This window comes from Sedimenticola selenatireducens (genome assembly GCF_007625115.1).
GTDB classification, from domain to species: Bacteria; Pseudomonadota; Gammaproteobacteria; order Chromatiales; family Chromatiaceae; genus Sedimenticola; species Sedimenticola selenatireducens_A.
Genome location: NZ_VMNH01000003.1, coordinates 116,791 through 138,628 on the forward strand (window position 1 = coordinate 116,791; position 21,838 = coordinate 138,628).

20 protein-coding genes are annotated in these 21,838 nt (G+C 49.6%); 10 read left to right on the forward strand and 10 right to left on the reverse strand.

Features of this window, described 5'->3' with window-relative positions:
- Positions 1-96: 96 nt before the first annotated feature.
- The gene (locus tag FHP88_RS01630; RefSeq protein ID WP_144357239.1) at positions 97-315 is read right to left on the reverse strand and encodes a hypothetical protein; all 219 of its coding nucleotides are present in this window, start codon (positions 313-315) and stop codon (positions 97-99) included.
- 295 nt (positions 316-610) lie between these two features.
- Positions 611-1,903 (reverse strand): citrate synthase, encoded by a 1,293-nt coding sequence (locus tag FHP88_RS01635; protein WP_144357240.1) that lies wholly within the window; start codon positions 1,901-1,903, stop codon positions 611-613.
- Positions 1,904-2,133: 230 nt separating this feature from the next.
- On the opposite strand from FHP88_RS01635, the gene FHP88_RS19060 reads away from it, so the two are divergent.
- The 9 genes from FHP88_RS19060 (at position 2,134) to FHP88_RS01675 (ending at position 11,858) form a co-directional block, all read left to right on the forward strand.
- Positions 2,134-2,307: a hypothetical protein gene (locus FHP88_RS19060; protein ID WP_186297558.1), complete on the forward strand. Its 174-nt coding sequence runs from the start codon at positions 2,134-2,136 to the stop codon at positions 2,305-2,307.
- Positions 2,308-2,453: 146 nt separating this feature from the next.
- Positions 2,454-3,239 carry an RMD1 family protein gene (locus FHP88_RS01640; RefSeq protein ID WP_144357241.1) on the forward strand — a complete coding sequence of 262 codons (786 nt, stop codon included), beginning with the start codon at positions 2,454-2,456 and terminating at the stop codon, positions 3,237-3,239.
- The gene (locus tag FHP88_RS01645) at positions 3,239-4,360 is read left to right on the forward strand and encodes a GNAT family N-acetyltransferase/peptidase C39 family protein (RefSeq protein ID WP_186297559.1); all 1,122 of its coding nucleotides are present in this window, start codon (positions 3,239-3,241) and stop codon (positions 4,358-4,360) included. The genes FHP88_RS01640 and FHP88_RS01645 overlap by 1 nt, the downstream gene beginning before the upstream one ends.
- Positions 4,353-5,837 carry a RimK family protein gene (locus FHP88_RS01650; protein ID WP_144357242.1) on the forward strand — a complete coding sequence of 495 codons (1,485 nt, stop codon included), beginning with the start codon at positions 4,353-4,355 and terminating at the stop codon, positions 5,835-5,837. The genes FHP88_RS01645 and FHP88_RS01650 overlap by 8 nt, the downstream gene beginning before the upstream one ends.
- A gap of 204 nt (positions 5,838-6,041) precedes the next feature.
- Complete coding sequence (locus tag FHP88_RS01655) at positions 6,042-7,007, forward strand: sigma-54 interaction domain-containing protein (protein ID WP_144357243.1); 966 nt, start codon at positions 6,042-6,044, stop codon at positions 7,005-7,007.
- A gap of 341 nt (positions 7,008-7,348) precedes the next feature.
- A complete protein-coding gene (locus FHP88_RS01660; RefSeq protein WP_186297561.1) occupies positions 7,349-8,926 on the forward strand; it encodes a benzoate-CoA ligase family protein in 1,578 nt (525 codons plus the stop codon).
- A gap of 45 nt (positions 8,927-8,971) precedes the next feature.
- Positions 8,972-10,006 (forward strand): TRAP transporter substrate-binding protein, encoded by a 1,035-nt coding sequence (locus FHP88_RS01665; protein ID WP_144357245.1) that lies wholly within the window; start codon positions 8,972-8,974, stop codon positions 10,004-10,006.
- Positions 10,007-10,029: 23 nt separating this feature from the next.
- Positions 10,030-10,542: a TRAP transporter small permease gene (locus FHP88_RS01670; protein WP_144357246.1), complete on the forward strand. Its 513-nt coding sequence runs from the start codon at positions 10,030-10,032 to the stop codon at positions 10,540-10,542.
- On the forward strand, positions 10,539-11,858 hold the full coding sequence (locus tag FHP88_RS01675) for a TRAP transporter large permease (RefSeq protein ID WP_144357247.1): 1,320 nt from the start codon (positions 10,539-10,541) through the stop codon (positions 11,856-11,858). The genes FHP88_RS01670 and FHP88_RS01675 overlap by 4 nt, the downstream gene beginning before the upstream one ends.
- Before the next feature lie 347 nt (positions 11,859-12,205).
- Here FHP88_RS01675 and FHP88_RS01680 read toward each other — a convergent pair whose 3' ends face one another.
- The 8 genes from FHP88_RS01680 to FHP88_RS01715 form a co-directional block, all read right to left on the reverse strand.
- The gene (locus tag FHP88_RS01680) at positions 12,206-12,916 is read right to left on the reverse strand and encodes an ABC transporter ATP-binding protein (protein WP_144357248.1); all 711 of its coding nucleotides are present in this window, start codon (positions 12,914-12,916) and stop codon (positions 12,206-12,208) included.
- 1 nt (position 12,917) lies between these two features.
- Positions 12,918-14,120, reverse strand: coding sequence for an ABC transporter permease (locus FHP88_RS01685; protein ID WP_144357249.1), 1,203 nt, complete (start codon positions 14,118-14,120; stop codon positions 12,918-12,920).
- The gene (locus FHP88_RS01690; protein ID WP_144357250.1) at positions 14,117-15,268 is read right to left on the reverse strand and encodes an efflux RND transporter periplasmic adaptor subunit; all 1,152 of its coding nucleotides are present in this window, start codon (positions 15,266-15,268) and stop codon (positions 14,117-14,119) included. Before FHP88_RS01690 ends, FHP88_RS01685 begins: the two co-directional genes overlap by 4 nt.
- Positions 15,268-15,873: a TetR/AcrR family transcriptional regulator gene (locus FHP88_RS01695; RefSeq protein WP_144357251.1), complete on the reverse strand. Its 606-nt coding sequence runs from the start codon at positions 15,871-15,873 to the stop codon at positions 15,268-15,270. Before FHP88_RS01695 ends, FHP88_RS01690 begins: the two co-directional genes overlap by 1 nt.
- 251 nt (positions 15,874-16,124) lie before the next feature.
- The gene (locus FHP88_RS01700) at positions 16,125-16,694 is read right to left on the reverse strand and encodes a diheme cytochrome c (RefSeq protein ID WP_260843127.1); all 570 of its coding nucleotides are present in this window, start codon (positions 16,692-16,694) and stop codon (positions 16,125-16,127) included.
- Positions 16,695-16,726: 32 nt separating this feature from the next.
- Positions 16,727-17,119: a DUF1924 domain-containing protein gene (locus tag FHP88_RS01705; protein WP_144357252.1), complete on the reverse strand. Its 393-nt coding sequence runs from the start codon at positions 17,117-17,119 to the stop codon at positions 16,727-16,729.
- Positions 17,120-17,141: 22 nt separating this feature from the next.
- Positions 17,142-17,723, reverse strand: a complete 582-nt coding sequence (locus FHP88_RS01710) for a cytochrome b/b6 domain-containing protein (protein WP_144357253.1) — start codon at positions 17,721-17,723, stop codon at positions 17,142-17,144.
- Between the two features lie 114 nt (positions 17,724-17,837).
- Positions 17,838-18,611, reverse strand: a complete 774-nt coding sequence (locus FHP88_RS01715) for a DODA-type extradiol aromatic ring-opening family dioxygenase (protein ID WP_144357254.1) — start codon at positions 18,609-18,611, stop codon at positions 17,838-17,840.
- Between the two features lie 423 nt (positions 18,612-19,034).
- Between FHP88_RS01715 and FHP88_RS01720 the strand changes: the two genes are divergently transcribed.
- Complete coding sequence (locus FHP88_RS01720) at positions 19,035-21,728, forward strand: CARDB domain-containing protein (RefSeq protein ID WP_144357255.1); 2,694 nt, start codon at positions 19,035-19,037, stop codon at positions 21,726-21,728.
- Positions 21,729-21,838: the final 110 nt, after the last annotated feature.

Here is a 21,838-nt window from a genome sequence, read left to right on the forward strand (position 1 = left end):
GAAATGAAAAAACCGGTCAATAGATAAGGCCTACTGACCGGCTAAGCATTGAATATTTATAATCGATATAAGTATTCAGAATACTTCAATGAAGTATTACTCTTTTTTCTCTTTTTCTTCGTTATCGCCCTTGAGAGACTCAAGGCAATCTTTCATGAAATCTGCAAGTTCAGCCGCAGGCACATTATCTTCCTTTGCATAAGCCTGGCAGCGCTCTTCATCAGTTTGATTGGCATTGTCAGCAGCAACGACAACACTGTTTGCCAGGAAGGCAAATAGTAAAACCAACAGACTGTACAACGATGTTTTCTTCATACACAGCTTTCCTCAGTGTGCAAATAAATTAGGTCTGACTCTCTGGTTGAATAGTCTCTTCCAGCGGCGTATTTATAGGGGATAGTACTAATGAATACGAGAGAAATTTTATTGTCGATACGATCATTAAATATGATCGTCTACAGTGTAGGCTAGGCAGAAATATAAGTTGCTTCGAGAGTGGATATGGGTGGGCTTGAATATAGATTCTTTTAATGGAAACAGGTGGTTTGTCGATGTTGCCGAGCCTTTTTGTAGGGCCCGGCAACGTGTGCCTCAAGAACGATTGTTTTGTTTACCAGCCGCGCTCAGACCTGGGGATAAATCGGCCTTCGTTTAGACCGGTGTAGACCTGACGAGGCCGCCAGATTTTACCGTCATTCTGACTATGTTGTTCATACCAATGGGCAATCCAGCCCGGTAGGCGTCCAATGGCAAAGATGACGGTAAACATACTTGTTGGAATACCAATAGCCCGCAGGATGATGCCGCTGTAAAAATCCACATTGGGGTAGAGTTTGCGTTCGATAAAGTAACTGTCGCTGAGGGCGATCTCTTCCAGTTTTTTAGCTATTTCTAAAAGGGGATCATTAATGCCCAGCTTGTTGAGCAGCTTTTCACAGACGTCACGCAGAATCGTTGCGCGTGGGTCAAAATTTCTATAGACACGATGACCAAAGCCCATCAATTTAACCGAGCTGTCCTTATCCTTTGCCAGGGCGACATATGCCTCGGGTGTCATATTTCCTTGGTGAATCGCTTCCAGCATATCGATGACGGCCATATTGGCTCCGCCATGCAATGGACCCCAGAGCGCACTTACACCCGCGGCGCAGGAGGCAAACAGATTAGCGCCACTTGAGCCAACCATGCGAACGGTCGAGGTGCTGCAGTTCTGTTCGTGATCCGCGTGCAGAATAAGGATGAGGTTTAAGGCGGTGAGCACCTCTTCTTCCATGCTGTACTGCTTATAGGGTTCAGAGAACATCATATGCAGGAAATTGGACACGTAGGGTAGTGAAGGATCCGGATAGTTATAAGGCAGACCCAGCGAGCGTCTGTAGGCATAAGCGGCCAGTGTTCGTACCTTACTGATGAGTCGAGCGGCGGCGCGGGCGAATTGTGTCTCGTCTTCCAGTTCAAGGAACTCAGGATGGAAACAGGAGAGGGTGGATATCATTGCCGACAGTACCGCCATCGGAGGTGCTGAACGGGGGAATCCAGCAAAATGATGCTTCATGTCCTCATCCAGATTCGCATTCTTTGTCAGGCTGGCGCTGAATTGTGCATACTGTTCCTGGTTGGGCAGTTCGCCAAAGATCAGCGCTAGAGCCACTTCAACAAAGTTGGGATTATCCTGGAATTGTTCGAGTGGAATCCCGCGATAACGGAGTATGCCCAAGTCGCCTTCGATAAAGGTGATATCGCTCTGACAGCTTCCAGTATTACCTAGCCCTGGATCAAAGGTAATAAGTCCGCTTTGGCTGCGTAGATTGCGGATGTCGATGGCGTTATCGCCCTCTGTGCCGAAGATCACGGGCAATTCAAACTCTTTGCCCTGATAGGTCAGTTTTGCACTTTCAGACATGGTGACTCCCTTTGGTGTCAGTATATTTGGCTGGAAAAGGCCCCTACGGCAGGGTGGGCCGGATGGTGCTAATGGTGAGGCTGTAAGAGCCTCGCAGAAAGCACTTTTTCAACAAAAATTTTTGCTTAAACCAACAAATAAGTTTTGCTTTCTATTTATAGTCGATTGATTTAAATCTGTCGCCGTTTTTCCCCTAATGACGTTAATGAACAGGATAGGAGCAAAGTGTAGTGAGCAGAAGGCTGCGCAATGAGTTTGTCGAAGAGAGCGATGAGCTGGATTATCGTTTCAGCTACCGGAATCCTAATGACCGGAAGCGTACTCGATCTGCAGACGTAGAGAGCCCTCGTGGCCGTAGTAAGATCCGCACCAAGCGTGAGCGAAAGAGTTTAGACGATTATTGATCATGCTGACCCTATAACGAATAACATTCAGGTTTCCTGTCTCGTGAGGTGTATTTTCTCTCAATAACACAAATGCTAACGGCAGTCTAAACGGTGTATGCTTGTATAAGGCGACCCTAATTTTGTTTGTTGAGTGAGTACATCTCATGTTGTCATCTACTACCACGGCCCAGTCACTCCTTGTCGGACTGGGTATCGAGTTAAGACGCATCAATCACCTGGAAGCCATCTCCCGGGATCCCACTATTATCGCCATCCATGAGGGTGGTTACGCGGTGCTGTTTCGATTTGGCGTCGTGGTGTTGTTTGATGTCTCTCCCCAGGCTGAGGCGAAACTGCTCCAACAACTGCACCCCTTTATCAAACGGCCTTTTGACGCGCCCATTATTGAATCACTGGATATTGAAATCATACCGGATGCAGAGGAGCGCTTTGCCTCGGGTAGGTTAATATTGCGCGTAGCCGAAGTACCGGTGTTGCAGTTGGTTGCCGATATTTTAGCCAAGAGTCTGGTGCTGGATCACTATGAGCAGCAGGCGTCTGGTGCCTTTGATCGTATTGAGCCGTTGGCTGAAAGAATGCAAGTTGCGGGGCATCTGCCTCGGCAGGCACATGATCTACTCTGTCACATCGGTGAGATTTTGCAGATACAGCATCGCATGGTGGCGCGTGCTCAGGTAGGCGAGAAACCCGATGTGCTCTGGGAGCACCCGGAACATGAGCGGCTCTGGCAGCGCCTGGAAAATGAGTATGAGATTGGGGAACGGCAGATAGCGTTAGAGCGTAAGCTCGATTTGATTAGTGGCACTGCTGAAACCCTGCTGGGTCTGATTCAAGATCGGCGAACACTACGTGTTGAGTGGTATATCGTTATACTCATTGTCATTGAGATAATACTCACCCTCTATGAGCTCTTTTTTAGGCATGCGTAATGAATAGTGTGACCCCTGATTCGGGTTTGTTGATACGTAAGGCTCAACCAGATGATCTAGGGACGTTGGTACAGCTGGAAGAGCAGTGTTTTGAAGCTGATCGAATTTCATCAAGGCAGTTTCGTTATTTGCTGAAAAAAGGCAATGCCGCCATTCTGGTCGCAGAAGAGCATGGCGTCGCGCTAGGTGATGTCGTATTGCTTTTTTCACGTGCCACATCGGTTGCGCGACTCTACTCGATAGCCGTGATTGCGGATGCCAGAGGCAAGGGTGTCGGTCGTCGTTTGATGAAGGCAGCGGAGGCAGAGGCCTGGGCTCACCATCGCGCCTATCTGCGGCTGGAAGTGCGCAAGGATAATCATTCTGCACTGCGTCTTTATGATGCCTTGGGCTACCGTCGATTAGGTGAGTTCGTTGATTATTACGAAGATCACATGGATGCCTGGCGAATGGAAAAATCGCTGGCACCTGATCTTCATCCGGAACTGACACCGGTACCTTATTATGAACAGAGTCTGGAATTTACCTGTGGTGCAGCCTCTTTGATGATGGCCATGAAGGCACTTGACCCTGATGTCATTTTCTCCCGACGCCTGGAGTTGCGACTCTGGCGTGAAGCCACAACGATTTTCATGACTTCAGGGCACGGTGGGTGTGGGCCGTATGGATTGGCTATTGCCGCGGTCAATAGAGGGTATGGCGTGGATGTCTATATCACGGGTTCGGGAACCCACTTGGGTGACTCGGTCCGTAGCAAGCACAAGAAAGAGGTGATGCGCCTGGTTCAAGAGGATATGTATGAAGAGTTACAGTCCCTGGGGGTGCCGATCAATCCGGCGGGTGTGACAGCGAAAGAGATTGATGAGTGCCTTCAGCGTAAAGGAATTCCTCTGGTGCTTATAAGTTCGTGGCAGATCTATAAGGCGCGGGTGCCTCATTGGGTGGTAGTGACCGGGTCAGATGACAGCTTTATCTATGTTAATGATCCCTTTGTTGATCGTGATGAAGGTGAGACCTTAATTGATTCAATACATATGCCTATTTTAAAGGAGAAGTTTGAAACCATGGCACGTTATGGGCGGGTAGGTTTACAGGCAATGGTGGTGCTCTATCATGACTGAACATCTGTTATTGGTTGAAAAGGCCAGCCATTGGAAGGGCCATGTTAATGGTTATCCTGTGGTGACGGCGGCTGAGTATCTGAAAGATCCAATCTGGCAGCAGAAACGCGGATTACGCATCGTTAATCTCTGCCGCTCACAAAAGTATCTGGGGGAGGGGTATTATTGTTCACTGCTGGCAGAAGCCCGTGGGCATAAGGTAATCCCTTCTGTGAGGACGCTGCGTGATTTGAGTCGAAAGTCACTTTACTCTTTGGAAACCGAAGACCTGGACAAGCAGGTTCAACGTATACTGGGTCGCCGTCACAAAGGGGTGGAGACAACCTCGTTCAGTGTGACGATGATGTTTGGCAACTCTCCGCTGAAGGACTTTCAGCCGCTGGCGCGCGAGCTTTTCGAACTCTTCCGTGCCCCACTCATGCGCATTGTTTTTGAAAAAAAGGCGGACTGGCGCATTACTGGTATTAAAGCGCTGGGCATACAGGATCTCTCAGATGATCAACAGGATGAGCTGGATGATGCACTTAACGGCTACCTGAGTAAGCGCTGGCAAGCGCCCAGGCAGAAAAGAATGGGCCGTTATGATCTGGCGATCCTGCAGAATCCGCAGGAGGCGATGCCGCCCTCTGATCCCAAAGCATTGAAAAAGTTTGTCCGTGCGGCGAAAAAGTATGGCCTGGATGCGGAGCTTATATCTCCCAAAGACTACGGCCGACTGAGTGAGTTTGACGCACTCTTCATAAGAGAAACCACAGCCATTGATCACCACACTTATCGGTTTGCCCGTAAGGCGGCATCAGAGGGACTGGTTGTTATTGATGACCCGGATTCAATTTTGCGGTGTACCAATAAGATATACCTGGAAGAGCTACTGAAATTACATCGTGTCTCGACACCTGAGACGGTGATTGTTCGCTCCGGTGGGCTGGATGAGTTGGAAGAGAAGATTGCTTACCCCATTGTCCTCAAGGTGCCGGATGGATCGTTCTCTCTAGGCGTCTACAAGGTCGAGAACCGCCAACAGCTGGAGCAGGTATCCAGGAAGATGTTCAAGGATTCCGATCTCCTGTTGGGGCAGGCCTACACCTATACCCCGTTTGATTGGCGAGTGGGTATTATTAATCGCAAGCCGCTCTATGTTTGCCAATACTTTATGTCTAAGGATCATTGGCAGATATACGATCACAGTAGTGTGGATAAAGAGGGTGATTTCCGCACCTTTGCCATAGCCGATGCACCGAAAAAAGTGGTGGATACCGCTCTCAAGGCAGCCAATCTGATCGGTAACGGTCTGTATGGTGTGGATCTGAAAGAGACGGAGAACGGCATTGTGGTAATTGAGGTTAATGATAACCCCAGTATTGACTCGGGTGTCGAGGATCAGGTTCTGGGTGATGCACTCTATGAGCAGATCATGGAAGAGTTTCTGGTTCGCATAGAGGCGGGGAAGACTCCCGTGAGTAATTCCCGCCCTTGAGGGTTCGTTGTTCTTGGTGATGTCATCGTAGTGGCTGGCTTATTGTTTTGTGTAAGCTGGTGACTACGATGATGCAAAATGAAATAATCTCTGTGCGGCTTCTTCTTGTAGCCATTAATAAACGGTTGCCTTTGCATTGCTTACATTATTGTTGCTATTCTCGGCGTACATAATCCAGCGGTTGTGTATTGAGATCTGCGCCATATGCTTACAAAAGCAACTAAAAATAATACGAAGAAGCCTCCCCTGGCGATAGGGCGAAGTGCCCCATGGTGTGAAGTTATTGCCATGGCAAAGAAGATGGCGCCTCTACAGATGCCTGTGCTTATTACCGGGGAGAGTGGTGTGGGTAAGGAGGTGGTTGCTCAGATCCTTCATTATTGGAGCGAGCGCGAGCAGTCAAACTTCATTCCCCTGAATTGTGGATTGCTGCAAGATCAGCTACTTGAAAGTGAACTGTTTGGCCATAAGAAGGGTTCATTTACCGGGGCAATTCAGGAGCATGACGGGCTGTTTCATGCAGCCACGGAGGGTACGCTCTTTCTCGATGAGATCGGTGAATTGTCGGCGACCTGTCAGGCAAAGTTACTACGTGTTCTGGAAACAGGCGAATACCGGCCGATGGGCAGCACGCAGATCAAGCGCACCAATGCCCGCATTATTGCAGCCACTCACCGCGACCTGGAAAAGATGATCTCCCAAGGGCGATTTCGCCAGGACCTCTATTATCGCCTGAATGTTTTGACTATCAATATCCCCCCGCTGAACCAGCGTACGGATGATATTCCCTTGTTGGTTGATCACTTCCTGGGTCAGACGCTGGGTGGAACAACGCCGCCCGTATTGGCGCCCGGTGCCATGAAGCAGCTGATGGGACATCACTGGCCTGGAAATGTCCGGGAATTGAAGAATGTAATTGAGCGTCTTCGCGTCTATTGTGATGGGGAGATTAGAGCGGAGAGTGTTGAGTCTATGCTCTCAAGCCAGTCGGTCAATGGTGTAGGCGATAATTCGTTGGCGACCTTCCACGCTGCCGGGACTTTGGCCCGAATGGAGCACGCCTATGTTCAATGGGTGATTGAGCGGTGTGAAGGGAATATCAGCCAGGCGGCTCGAATATTGGGTGTCTCCAGAACCACAATCTACAAAATTCAAAATACGCTCCAGTAAGTAGAAATATAATGCAATCTCTCCCTCTCGAATAATGTCCATTTTATGGACATACTGTTAATCTGTTGCTCGCTTCACCATTACTTATTGAAATATATGTATTATTCGTCAATTAGACAAATAATAATTCTACAAAGTGTTCGTTATATGAACAGTTAATGGCGGATCAGTCGCGTACCTTTCTCGATAAATGGGCATAATAAACATTATAAATATTAGGTAATTAGCCGTTTTCTCGTGGGAGAAGAGAAGGTCTTGGCCTGGAATATGCAAAATAATTCATCGTATAAAGAATAATATAAGAAATATTAAGCACTGACTTGGCGGAGCGATAATTGCGTATGACCCTTCCACAGACCTATGTCGAAAGTGCCATGAATGCCGGTGACGAGATATTGAGTCCTGCCCTGAGTCAAGGGTTGGGTGATGCGATCGCCATTATTGATGAATCAGAATCGATCAGTTACGCCCAATTGGATGCTCGTGCGAATCAGTATGGCAATGCCTTACGGTCGCAGGGTGTATTGCCAGAAGAGCGGGTGCTTTTTTTACTGGAAGATTCCGTTGATCTCGTGGCGGCCTACCTTGGCGTGATGCGCATCGGTGCGGTGGCTATCACCTACAATCGGATGGCTGTTGAGAAAGATCTGGTCTTTATTATTAATGAAAGTCGAGCTCGCGTACTGTTTATTGAAGGTGAATATTTAGAGACATTCCAGCAATTCCAATCTGCAATCACTCATCCGTTCAGATTGATCATCAGGAATGGTGAGTCTGAGGGTCATCTCTCAACCAAGGATTTACTAAACGATAGCTCTTCAGTACGCCAGATCACCGCAATGTCACCTGACGATATGGCATTCTGGATATATACCTCAGGCACTACAGGAAAGCCAAAGGCGGCAGTGCATCTGCATCACGATGTGATTGTCAGTGATCTACATCTACGTGAAAACCTCAAGGTTCAGCCGGGTGAAAAGATTCTCTGCACTTCTAAACTGTTTTTTGCCTACCCCTTGGCCCACGGTTTTTTTGCCGGACTGCGTTGTGGTGCGACCCTGATTTTGTTTGATGGTTGGCCAACCCCTGAGCGAACCGGTTATCTAATCGAAAAACACCGACCCGATCTGTTATTCAGTGTGCCGACCTTTTATCGCAAACTCCTTAATGAAGGGATTGCCAATCATCCCGCTTTTACAAACATCCGTTGCTGTGTTTCAGCGGGTGAGCAGTTACCCGTGCCTCTGCATGAAGAGTGGCTGCAAGTCACGGGGAATAAGATCTATCAGGGTATTGGCACAACCGAGACGTTGATTCTGTTTATTGTCAATACACCGGATGCACATAAACCGGGGGCGACAGGGCGAGTGGTTCCCTGGGCAGAAGTGCGTTTGACCACGCAGGAGGGTGAGCCTATTAATTCACCGGATACGCCTGGTGTGGCTTGGCTCCGAATGCCATCCGTGTGTGACCGCTATTGGAATCGCCAGGATATGACGCGTCATGCATTCAGTGGCGTGTGGTATCGCACAGGCGATATATTCAGCTTTGATGATGAGGGGTGGTGGTATCACCAGGGGCGTGCTGATCACATGTTGAAAATATCCGGACAATGGGTGAGCCCAGGAGAGATTGAGTGTTGCGCCCTGTCATTGGCCGAAGTCGGTGAGGCCGCTGTTGTGGAGGCATCGGGTAAAGAGGGTCTAAGCGAGATCGTATTATTCCTTGAGCCAAAATATCCTGATGTTGATCGGGTGATGTTGACGCGGCAGGTACAGAGCGCGCTAAAAAAACAGTTAGCACATTTTAAATGTCCGAAAGACGTGCGGATCATAGATGAAGTACCGAAGACGGCCACGGGCAAGATTCAAAAGTTCAAATTACAACAAATGCTTGAAGAGACCATGCCGGCCATATGATGTATTTATCTGACTGGACCGGATAGTTAACCGAGGAGGAACGTAATGAAAAAGTACATAAGAAAGGGGATGCAGCTACTACTGTCAACGGGGGTCGTGATCGGGCTTTCCGTCCAGGCTGCAGAAGTCGAACTTAAGGTGCATCATTTTTTGCCGGCACCTGCAACTGCCCACGCCAAGTTTATTCAACCTTGGGCGGACAAGGTGATGAAAGAGTCCAATGGCAGGATTGATATAAAGATCTATCCGGCCATGCAGCTGGGTGGAAAGCCGCCACAACTTTTTGACCAGGTTCGAGATGGCGTGGCTGACATTGTATGGACGGTGCCCGGTTACACGCGTGGTCGCTTTCCGCTTACAGAAGTATTTGAGTTACCCTTTGTAGCGGGAAGCGCAGAGGCAACCAGTCAGGCGTCCTGGGAGTTTTACGAAAAGTATATGCAAGATGAATACAAGGATGTGCATCCTATCCTGATTCATACGCATGCACCCGGACAGTTCCACATGCGCGATAAGCCAATCACCTCATTGGCAGATCTAAAGAATACCAAGATCCGTGCACCAACCCGGACAATTAATGAGGCGCTGTCTATTATTGGTGCGACGCCCGTTGGTATGCCCGTACCTGCTGTGCCACAAGCGTTATCAAAAGGTGTAGTGGATGGTGCCATGCTGCCCTATGAAGTGACACTACCCCTTAAGGCCCACGAACTGGTTAAGTATCACACAGAGATTGGCGGTGATCGGGGTATCTATACGGCCATGTTCCTGTTCGCAATGAACAAGAAAAAATACGACAGTTTACCCGCCGACCTGAAGCAGGTGCTGGATAATAATTCAGGGCTGGCTCTGGCCAAACAGATCGGGCAAGTGTGGGATGCTGCAGACAATCCTGGGCGCGAGGCTGCGAAAAAACGCGGTAATCAGTTCAACACTATTGAAGGTGCAGAGCTTGCTGCCTTGAAAAGCGCGACACAGCCCGTGATTGATAATTGGATCAAGGCGATGAATGACCAGGGTAAAGATGGCCAAAAGATGTATGACGACGCCAGGGATCTGGTTACAAAATACAGCCATTGATAGATGAGTAATTTATTGAATCCATGACATTCACGATTAACAATCATCAGCCCGACCCTTTGGGTCGGGCGGTTCATGCATCCAGTCGTTGGTTTGCTTTCATGGGGGGTATGGTCCTGCTGGGTCTAGCACTGATGACAGTAATCAGCATTGTCGGGCGCTATTTTTTCAGTCTTCCGGTGCCGGGTGATTTTGAACTGGTTGAAATGGGTTGTGCGATTACCGTGTTTGCCTTCCTTCCGTATTGCCAGTTACACAATGGCAATGTTGTGGTGGATTTTTTTACCATGAATGTGGGCGCTAAGACCCGCAGTCGAATGGATAGTCTGGGAAGTTTTGTGTTCTGTATCATTGCCGCACTACTGACATGGCGTCTTGCTCTGGGGGGGTATGACATGTATCGCTATGAAGAGCAGACAATGATATTAGGCTTGATGCGCTGGTGGGGTTTTATTCCAATAGTCGCTTCACTCGCCTTGCTAACGCTGGTCTGTTTCTATACGGGTGTACGCCAATGGAGCAATAAATCGATATGAGTGGCATTGCTATTGGTGTTCTGCTGTTTGGTGTTTTGTTAATACTGATCGCACTGAGACTCTCGATTGGTGTTGCCATGCTCCTGGTCGGAATGATTGGTTATGTGTGGCTGTCGGGTTGGTCGCCACTGATCAATTACCTCAAGACGGCAGCGTATTGGCGATTCAGTACCTATGATCTCTCCGTTGTTCCGCTTTTTTTATTGATGGGTCAATTTGCCAGTAAAGCGGGTTTGAGTCGTGCATTGTTTCATACGGCGAGTGTATGGATGGGGCATCGCCGTGGCGGCATAGCCATGGCCGCGATAGGCGGTTGTGCCGGCTTTGGTGCAATTTGTGGCTCCTCGTTGGCCACGGCAGCAACCATTGGGCAGGTGGCCTTGCCTGAATTAAAGCGACATGGCTATTCTGGTTGTCTGGCAACGGGTGCGCTCGCTGCGGGTGGTACGTTGGGGATATTGATTCCGCCGTCCGTGATTTTGGTAATCTACGCCATTCTTACTGAAGGCAATATTGCCACTATGTTCCAGGCAGCCTTCATCCCCGGTTTTCTTGCCGCCTTTGGCTACCTGATCGCCATTGCAATCTATGTGAGACTGAAACCCAACTCGGGCCCTGCTGGGCCGGAGAGCAGTTGGCAAGAGAAGGTGAGTAGCCTGGGTGATATCTGGGCCGTGGTCATTATTTTTGTGGTGGTTATTGGGGGTATCTATGCTGGCGCCTTTACCCCTACAGAGGGCGCTGCCGTTGGCGCAATAGCCACAGGAATATTGGCCTTCGCGCATGGCGGGCTGCGTTTAGACGGGTTAAAGGAGTGTTTGCTCGGTACGGCGAGTGCCACCGCCATGATATTTCTGATTGTCTTTGGCGCGGATCTGTTTAACGCCTTTCTGGCACTCACACAGATGCCAGCAGAGGCGGCACGCATGATCGGTGACAGTCAGCTATCACCCTATCTCGTGCTAGTGACGATGTTGATTCTCTATCTGATTTTTGGCTGTGTCATGGATTCACTCTCCATGATCTTGCTGACTGTACCGATCTTCTGGCCGATTCTGATGGGCTTGGATTTTGCCATGGACCCGGAAGAGCTGAAGATCTGGTTCGGCATCATTGCCTTGATCGTTGTCGAAGTGGGTTTGATAACACCACCCGTTGGGATGAATGTCTTTATCATCAACAAAATGGCGGAAGACGTGCCGATGATAGAGAGCTTCAAAGGGGTTATGCCCTTTTTGATCTCAGACATTGTGCGAGTTGTTATCCTGATACTGTTCCCATCGATTACCTTGTTGTTGCCGCGCTTGTTGAATTAGTAAGGGGGCTGCCTATAGAGCGTATAACCATGCGTCCGTTTTTGGCGTAGAAAATGGTGAGTCCGAAGTAACGATTTAAAATTTTGTTTTCGAAAAAACAGAAAAACTAAGTCAGAGAAGAATAATGCTTACTTAAGCAGATTCGTATCCAATGTAGGGTGGGTTAGGCGCGTTGTTTGCGCCGTAACCCACCAAGCGTTGCGCAGCAACACAAGTCGTTTGTTTAAGGTGTGCCTGACGACACGGTTGGTGGGTTACGTAAAAACGCTAACCCGCCCCACATTTGAGCTTGCTCAGTGTCATTCGGGACCGTGATTATTGCTGAGCAACATAATTGCAGCATGAAATTATCTTAAGTCAATACCTTCCCCCGCTTCTTCGTAGGTCACGCCATCCCGGATATGGTAAATACGTTTAAATGTCGGGATGATTTTCTCATCATGAGTGACGACAATAATTGCTGTCTCAAATTTACGCGCCATATCATTGAGTATCTTGATCACTGCGAGAGCCCGTTCACTATCCAGTGGGGCGGTCGGTTCATCGGCCAGGATAACGGGTGGGCGATTAACCAGACCGCGGGCAATGGCTACGCGTTGCTGTTCACCGCCGGAGAGTTGTGATGGCATGGCTCTGGCACGGTGTTGTACATCGAGTCCCTGAAGAAGCTCGACGGCCTGTTTACGAGCTTCAGCATTTGGTTTGCCTGCCAGCATTGGAAGCAACGCTACATTGTCGGTTACATCCAGAAATGGAATCAGGTACGGGGCCTGAAAGACAAAACCTATTTTGTCACGGCGTAAGGCGCGTAAATCGTTCACCTTCCAGCCATTATCATAAATAGTTTCATTGCCTAGAATCATCCGGCCCGCTGTCGGTTCGATGACGGCTCCCAGACATTTAAGCAGGGTGCTTTTTCCAGAGCCCGACGGTCCGATGAGTCCGACAACTTCCCCCGGTGCGACCTGCATATCCACTCCCTTGAGGGCATCAACTGCGGTGTCGCCTTTTCCATAGCGTTTGGTCAGGCCCTCAATGCGTATTCCTTTATCGCGCATCTTAACCTCCAATGGCCTCGGCCGGGTCAACCTTCAGCGCGGCACGAATGGCGATAATGCTTGCCAGCACACAGATGATGATGACGGTAATAAAACCGATGACAGAATCGAGAGGTTGTAATAGCACGTACTTTGGGAACACGGGGGCCCACAGGGTAGCGGTTATCTTGCCTACCACAAATCCAATCACCCCAAGTGCAATGGCCTGCTGCATAATAAGCCCGGCAATGGTGCGATTTCGTGTGCCGATTAGTTTTAATACGGCAATTTCACGAATCTTGCCAAGTGTCAGTGTATAGATAATGAATGCCACGATGGCGGCACTGACAATGGCCAAGATCACCAGGAACATACCAATCTGTTTTGATGAGGTGGCAATTAATTTTCCGACAAGGATCTCTTCCATCTGACTGCGGGTGTAGACAGTCAGGCGTTTCCATCGGCGAATTGATTCAGCGATTGTCTGGGCATTTTGTCCCGGTTTAATCTGTACCAGAACAGCATTGACCGATGCGTTGGTACTTTGTGAGGCGATAACGGCATCCAGTAAGCCGGGAACGCCGGGTCGATTGAATGCGGGATTCTCACTGGTCCGGCGTCGCTGCTGTCGGATGGCGTCATTGTCCTTTAAAAACTGAGCTTCCTGGGCATCCCTGAGGGGGATGAATATCATTGGATCGCCGCTGGATGAGACCATGCGACGAGTCAGGCCAACTACGGTGTATTCATTGCGGCGGATCTGAATCCGATCGCCCAGTTGGAATCCGCTTGCGATATCCGCAACGGCTTCATAGTGCCCTCGGGTAATCTGTCTACCAGCAACCAGTTGGGGTGGCCATCCGGGCAGTCCGGGTTCGCCGGCTGTTACACCCGTTACCATCGCCCGTACGTCACGTTCACCCTGTTGCACCTGCATCGTCAGGTAGGTGACATTAGCCACTCTGGCTACGCCTGGTATGCTGCGAACGCCGCGCCAGATATCGTCATAGATACTTGATGATTCGGCATAGGGGCCGAGGGTGTCTTTCTGTACAACCCAGAGATCAGCGCCGCTGTTGTCTAGCAGGACTTTGGCATCATCCACCATACCGCGATAGACACCGGCCATGGTGAGGGTGACACCAATCAACAACCCCAGACCCACACCGGTAAATACAAACTTTCCCCAAGCGTGTTGGATATCGCGTCCAGCCAGACTGATCACGTTTTGACACCCGGTAAACGATCAACGGGATTGATCCGGCTTCTTCTGCTCAGGGCCTTAGTGCTATAGACCACTATCTGGTCTCCAACCTCAAGTCCCTCTTTCACCTGAACCTGCCCATCCAGGCTGGCGGTACCCAGGATTACCGGCGTGAATTGAAGGTTCCCATCAACTACTTGCCAGACACCCAGTTGTCCATCTTTACGTTGGATCGCTGCATTAGGGATAACGGGTGCAGGGGGTAGGGAGGGTAATGTTACTGTTACTTCGGCTAACTCCCCGAGTGGTGGGAGCGGGTCAGGAAGTTGTGCAAAATCCACTTTGGCCAGAGTCTCCTCTGTCACTTGATCTGCCATAGGTTCAATCCGTACTACGCTTCCAGGATAGTTTTGATTGGCATGTGAGCGCAGAACGATCTCTGCAGAAAGAGAGGCTTTTAAACCAGATGAGTGTGTCTGATTAAAGCGTACATTCACCCACAGACTTTTTACATCAATCAGTTCCACGACCACTTGGCCGGCAACGACAGTGGTGCCGGGATCTGCACTGCGCAGTGCTACCAAGCCATCTGCAGGGGCAACCAGCCTGAGGTTGTTACGCTGTGCCTGCATGGCATCAAACTCCGCACTGATGCGAGAAATATCCTCATGGATTACGCTTAATGCGGCTTCAGCCAGACGCAACTCATGTTTTTTCGTCGTTACGATCTCTTCGCTAATGGTATGGTCTGACAGCAGCTTTTCATAACGAACAGCTTGAGACCGGGCAAAAGACTCACGTGCGCGGGCCTCTAAATATTGTGCCCTGGCACGCTTTAGCGCTGCATCTTGTGCAACCAGACGCGCATCAAGATCAACCGGGTCCATTTCCCCGAGCAGTTGACCAGCCTTGACCTGTTCACCAACCTGTACGTTCAGGTATTTTAGGCGACCAGAAACGGTAGGGCCGATCTTGTAACTGTATCTGGCCTCGACCGTGCCTATACCAAACAGTGCAGGTGACACACTTCCGCTAGCCACTTTAATTAAGGTGACTGGGACAGGTGCCAGTGGGCCGGAGCGCATGGCCACATAAATGAACAGTGCACTCAGTGGCAGCAACACCGCAACCAGGGCCCATGTTCGACTTTGCAGGCGAAATAATTTCATCATGCGCTCCTGATACCGCGGAGATAAATGTTAAATACTCGAGGTGCCTCCTGAGCTAATTTTTTCACGTCTCCGGCCAGAAGGGACTGCATTACTAACCCCTGTATGCTGCCGACAAACAGGCTCACTGCTGCATCATTATCAAGCCCCGAATACAACTCCCCCTCAGCCTTGCCCGCTTCAATGAATTTATGTATGCGCTCTCTGTAGTGGCTTATCAGTGTCTGTGCCATGCGTTTTGGCGCGGTATCGCTGGCATGCTGCAGCTCACCAAAGAGCATGCGGGGAACGCCTGGGTGTTCAGCTACAAATGAAACATGTGCCATGAACATCGCTTCGAGTGCTGCTGTAGGGGATGCGATGGATTGCACAGCCTTGTCCACTCGGGATAGCAGGCGCTTTGATACCCACTCCATTACTGCGCTGAGAATCGCGTCCTTGTTTGGGAAGTGTTTGAACAGTGCGCCTTGTGACAGCCCCATGCGATTGGCAATAGCTGCGGTGGTTATATCGTTTGGGTTCTGCTCTGCCGCAAGTTCTATTACCGTTTCAACCGTAATGGCCCTGCGTTTATCCCCCGATAGATGTTTGACATGAAGTGCCACGATTGCTCCAAAAGTAAGTGAATGGTTACTTACTTTATACCTTTTAATCATATTGTCAATAACGTCATGGTGTGCCAGGTCGGCGGGGGTACACCAGGGCTGGTGGGATAGGGTGATAGATTCAGGAGCAAAGAATCTGGAGACGGCCACTGTTTTTAATTACAGTCGTAGATTCTTTTATATTGCCCTCCCAATATGTCTGCATGGTTTTAGAGACAAACGTTTCGCAGGCTTAATTACATTGTACTCGGCTAGTCATCCCAGTGCCCAAAACCCGGGATAGTGACATCATGTTCATCGTATAACCCCTGTTTTGCGCTTTGGTGACAGCTGTCACAGTTACTAAAAGATTTCACTTTGGGATTATCCTGCACCATGCGTTGCGGAAGCTCGCTGTGCTCATGGAGAAAATAGCGCATCTCGGTAATGCGCAACGGCAACGGCCGATCGCCTTGGGCCGCCATGATCTTATTCGGTAAACCGTAATTGCTTCTGCCAGCCGCGTTATTCAATAAAAAGTTGCGCAGGGTGTTGAGGTCGCTTTCGGAAAGTTCGGCATTTTCTCCGAAATGATCATCTAGATTGTTGGTAATGGTTTCCCATGAAGTGGCGGGTAACAGGCCTGGTTGATAGGGGAAATGGCAACTCCCACACTCCTCGATGTAGCGTTGGCTTTCTACAGGATCGATACCTGTCTTTGTCTTTTTGAACCAGGAGAATAGCGCATTATTGCTCTCATCGTTGCTACTTAATGCCACGCCCGTAATGGATAGCAGTGACACAGTGAGTGTGCTTGCAATGACCCGGTGTAATTTTTTCATGTTGCTTGCCCCGTATTTCAATTGAATTATATTTACTGTTGGATAAACAGAATCAGGTCACCCTTCTCCTGTGGTGTACATTCTCGTCCCAAGGTCCACTTGCAGTTTCGCTTGAACCATTTTTCAATCTTTTTTCCCTCGGATAAACGTTGAGGTGAGATTGATGGGTTCATCGGTTCGATCGGTTTTCCTGTACGATTATGTTTTCCTGGAAGTGTGAGATCACTTCCATGGCAGTTGGTACAGCTTCTATCTGCGCCGCTCTTTGTATCCTGGGATACACTGAGCCAGATGCGCTTTCCTGCTTCTGCACTGAATGGGCCGGCACCTTGGCTGAGATAGCTGGCCAATGCCTGCTCTGATGCCGGTGATGCTTGTACGGTTACTGAAAGCAGCAACAGAAATATGCTTAGGGAAGTCTTCATTCGGCGGCCTCTATTTAATCGATTATTGTGATTGCTGTTTACGACCGGTAAACATAGAGCGGATCAGGTTTTCACTGTGTTGAAAACTGGCGGCTAATACCCCGGCAAGATGGAATAGAACCAGCAGCATGGTGAAGTTGGCAAGGAATTCATGAACCTCTTCAGCGGCTTTACCCACATAAACAGGCAGACCGTTCATCAGGCCTGCCAAGGGTCCGGCAGACTGCTCTACACCATAGGTAGCCATACCGGACAGCGTGGTGAGAATCAGGGACAGTAACAGTGCAAACACCATTGCACCTCCCGCGGGGTTGTGTCCGACATAGCGTTCCGCTGTGAAAGTTAGGACACGCTTGAGGTAGCTGAATACGTTTTGTGGTGGTTGGATGAAATCACTGAAACGGGCGTGCCTAGTACCGACAAATCCCCAGATGAGACGAAAGAGTATCAGTCCCAGTATTGTGTAGCCGGCATAGCTATGCAGCGAGATGAAGTCATCTTCCGTGATGTAGGCGATGATAAAGCAGGCGGCTAGGGACCAGTGAAATACTCTTACAGGCAGGTCCCAGACCTTGATCTCTTTTTGTGGCAGTGTTGTGTGCATGGCATTTCTCCAAATTGTCTGGAGAGAGCCTATCAATTGAAACTGAAACCAAGCTTAAAATGCGTGAATTTTAAGGGTGGATGTTACGGCTGCCAATATTCCTTGTCCTGTTACTTATCCAAATTCATACATCGCCATACCAATATTCCCATACATGAAACTTTGATGAAAACGTCGGCCTGGTTTAGTTTTATTGCCTGCGGACCAGGCGACGATGAGTGGCGCAAAATGTTCAGGTGTGGGGTGAGCTTGATCAAATAGAGGGGTGAATTGTTGTGGATTAATGACCCTGTCGAATCGATTACCTTCTACATTCTGCTGTAACCAATACTCAAATTTTTTTGCCCAAACATCGGTGCGTCCCTCTCTGTTCATGGTGCGAAGATTGTGTACTGAACCGCCAGAACCAATAATCAAAACACCCTGTTCCCGGAAGGGTGCCAGTGCCTCTCCAAGTTTTGCCGATTCACGTAAAGTACCCATCGGGAGCGATACTTGGATGACAGGGATTTCTGCCGTAGGATAGATCAGCATCAAAGGAACCCAAGCGCCATGATCCAGTCCGCGCTCCTGATCCAATGCCACACTGAATCCTGATCTCTCAAGCTGTTGAGCGATCTGTCCGGCCAGGGCCGGATCCCCCTTGGCTGGGTAGTTGAGCTGATAAAGGGCTTCAGGGAAGCCGCTAAAGTCATAGATTATTCGATGGGATGTAGCAGTGGTAATGCCAATAGGGGTATGTGTCCAGTGGGCAGAGATGATAATGATGGTTTTTGGCGACGCTATTTTTTTGCCGAGATTTTTAAGTGTGGTGTTGGCGACATGATCAGTAAGGACGAAGTCAGGCGCGCCATGTGAGATGAAAAGTGCGGGTTGCTTGTCTGGCATAATCAGATCCACGGTAATAGCTGTAATAGTGATTACTTTCTGAAAAGCATAGCCGATTTTTTATTCCGCTGTTTTTTGAACCCTTTGCATTGATCTCCGACAAACAGTTAGGCGATATGTTATTCCGGTGGCAGATCCGTAGGGTGGGCACGTTTTTTGTGCCCACGCGAATGCTCCATAATTACTACGTGGGCACACACGGCGTGCCCACCCTACCTGGCTATTTTGAATAGTGAATCCTTCCTGAAAGCATAGCTGCTTTCTTAGTTGGGTGCATTTTGAACCGTTTGTCTTGATCTCCGACATACAGTTAAGCGATATGTTATTTAGGCGACAGAAAAGAGCTAAATTTCGCAGTAGAATTAAACTAACAATAATTAAGTGTGTCAGCGGGTAGCGGCACCGGTATTGGGGAGAGATATCATGGATAGGCTGCGTAAATTACCACTGTTGATTCTAGTGCTTCTGAGTCTGAGTGCGCCAATCAATTCACGAGCGGATACGCTGGATACCCTGCTGAATGTGCTGGTGGTAGCCGGTATTGTTGATCCTGCCATTGTGGATGCCAAAGATCTGGTCAATTGCCTGGTCACACAACCTCCGCAGGCGTGCGTAGGAGGTGAGTTGCAGTCAGCCGGCTTTATGCCAGAAGATCCGGGTGTGCGAGCTGTTGTCGAAGTTGTGCAAGCGGCTTATGGCAGTGATTGGCTCAAGGTGCTTGAAGTCACTGGGACCGATGTCTTGTTTCAGGTAGTTTGTAAAGCAGGGCTGAGTACCACGGGGCCGATCAGTTCGTTCGTCTGTGGTGGGCTATTCGCAGAGGTAGTCTCAAAAGGTAAACCGGTTGTTCGGCAGGTATTAGTGGCGATTGGCAGTGGCTCTATTGGTGACTGGGTGAAGCTGGTGACCATGGCGGGTCCAGAACTGGGTTGCAGTCTGATCCCTGATAGCATTCCGGGCAAAGATGCGGTTTGTGGACCGTTGGCAGAGGTGTTGGCCTATGCGGTGGATGCCTTCAACGATGCGGCCAATGCCGTTTGGGGTGGCATCAATAATCTGGGTGACTGGGTCTCTGGTCAGTCGAAACACATGGATCGTGACCACTATTACGCACTCTACTGGCAGCCCTGGTATCACTACGGAACCTGGTTGGGTGTAGCCAATAACTGGCAAGGGTGGGGTACGCTATTAGCCTATGTGCGTGATCCCTGCGAGCGGTATTTTGACTCGCACACTATGAGTCAAGAGAATGCCCAGGAGTTGTGTGATGGCCAGCGTGACCGCTTCAGTAACGAAGTGAAGGCGTTCAAGAGTGCACTGGACGTTGCACCAGATGCTTACTACGAGATGGCCATTAAACACCTGCCCGCCATCTATGCGATTGAGGACTATGGCAAGCTGACCAACAGTAGCAAGCGTACTTTTGTTCGAGGGCTGTGTGAAACCCACATGCGGGGTCTGTTCCCCTTTCCTGAACCCAATCCGGCACGCTGTCAGTCCCTCAAGGCCTCGGCTGACAAGCTGACGGGTTCATTCAAAGATATGTTGATGCAGCTGTATAACCAATGCCTCACTGATCAGAACACACAGCAGCCCACGCCGAGCGTTGCCTCCTTCGTCTGTACGCCATTGGGTAATCGTTTTGTTGCCGAGTTCGATCAGGAGAAGGCCAAGCTGGATGACAAGATCCGTGATCTGGTTATTGCGGGCTGTCTGCCACCCACGGGGTGGAGTCCTGAGGATGGTATCAACTTAAAGTGTTTGAACTATCCCGCCTACGATCAGTGCCGTGATGTCTTCGGTCAGGTGAACACGGATAACTACTGCAGCCTGGATCAGGTCAAGGCAGATAATAAACTGGCCCGTGCCATTCGTAATGAGTTGGGGCTGAAACGTTGTGGGCTCAGTGGCGATACAACGGTGGTTTGTACACGCCCCTGGAAAAAGGAGCGCTGTGAAGTGCTGCGTAAGGCCGCCATTCAGGGCTTGTCACAACCGTCAGCATTGCGCTGTGAACTGATGTTTGATTCCAGTTATCTGTCGGGTTGGGATAAGGCGAGAGTGGTAGTCAATGCACTGAACACGATCTCTCGTGGTGATGCCGTATTGCCAGGAGAGAGCAATACGGAGGCTGATAAAACAGGGATAAACGGAAAACCTCGGATAGATAAAAAACCCGTACTACGGATGGACAAAAAACCTGTAGAGATGCTCAAGGCTGAAATTTCACCGGCCACTATCTCGGCGCAGCAATTTATGCCGGCCAACTGTGCAATCATCTGGGACAATTTGGGTATTCACTGCACCGATTCATCGGTGGTCTTGAAACTCAGATCTTATTACCCTGAAATGGAGGCATTGCCCCTCTGTCAGCAAGATCCCAATCACGATGGCTCCAGTGTCGTCTGTTACTCAGGTACCCTGCAGATCCCGATGCCTGGATCGAAAACAATTGTAATTGATCCGGACGATCTGAATAAGTTCGGAAAGCAAGATATTAGTGCAGTGTTGCCGGGTAAGAAACCTGAAAAAGGGCGAGGTGGCATGGGGGGATTTGCCCCGGCCCAGCAAGAGGCGTTGACAAAATCACGCATGGCTTCTAAGCCTGCGCTACCGGATATCACAAGCAGAGAGACCTTGACCGTGGGAGGTACGGCCGTTCAGTGGGAGGGTGTTCATGCTATCAATGGCAATCTGCCGGGTTGCCAGATCCAGTTGGTTTATCATGTGAGCAATAAAGGTATGGCGGACAGTCCGGCCTTTGCCTTGAAGTGGTTAGATATGAATACAAACCAACAGATCAAGTTGCAACGTATCTATGGATTGAAAAAAGATGTGGAGTACCTGAGAACGGAGATGGTCTCCATTCATCCTGGAGACAATCGCTTTATGTTGAAACTGGACAGTGCTGCTGAAGTGAGTGAGCTGAATGAAGGCAACAATGAGCTGTCGGTTACTATTCGCTACTCAGGGCGTTGTGGTTTGACCACGCTGCAGCCCACGCCGCGGATCATTGCTACACCGCCTTCAAGTGAAAAAACCAAGAAGGAACCCGCCAGCAAGTTTACCCCGACCCTGAAACAGGGAGGATTCAAACCCCTCAGTCCGACAGAATAAAGGGCGTGACTCGAATGGCACTTACTTAAGCCAAGAACCACCGTCATCCCGGCGCAGGCCGGACTAAAGCGCGAAGCGCGTTGAACGACTGAAAGTCAGCCCGCAGGGTG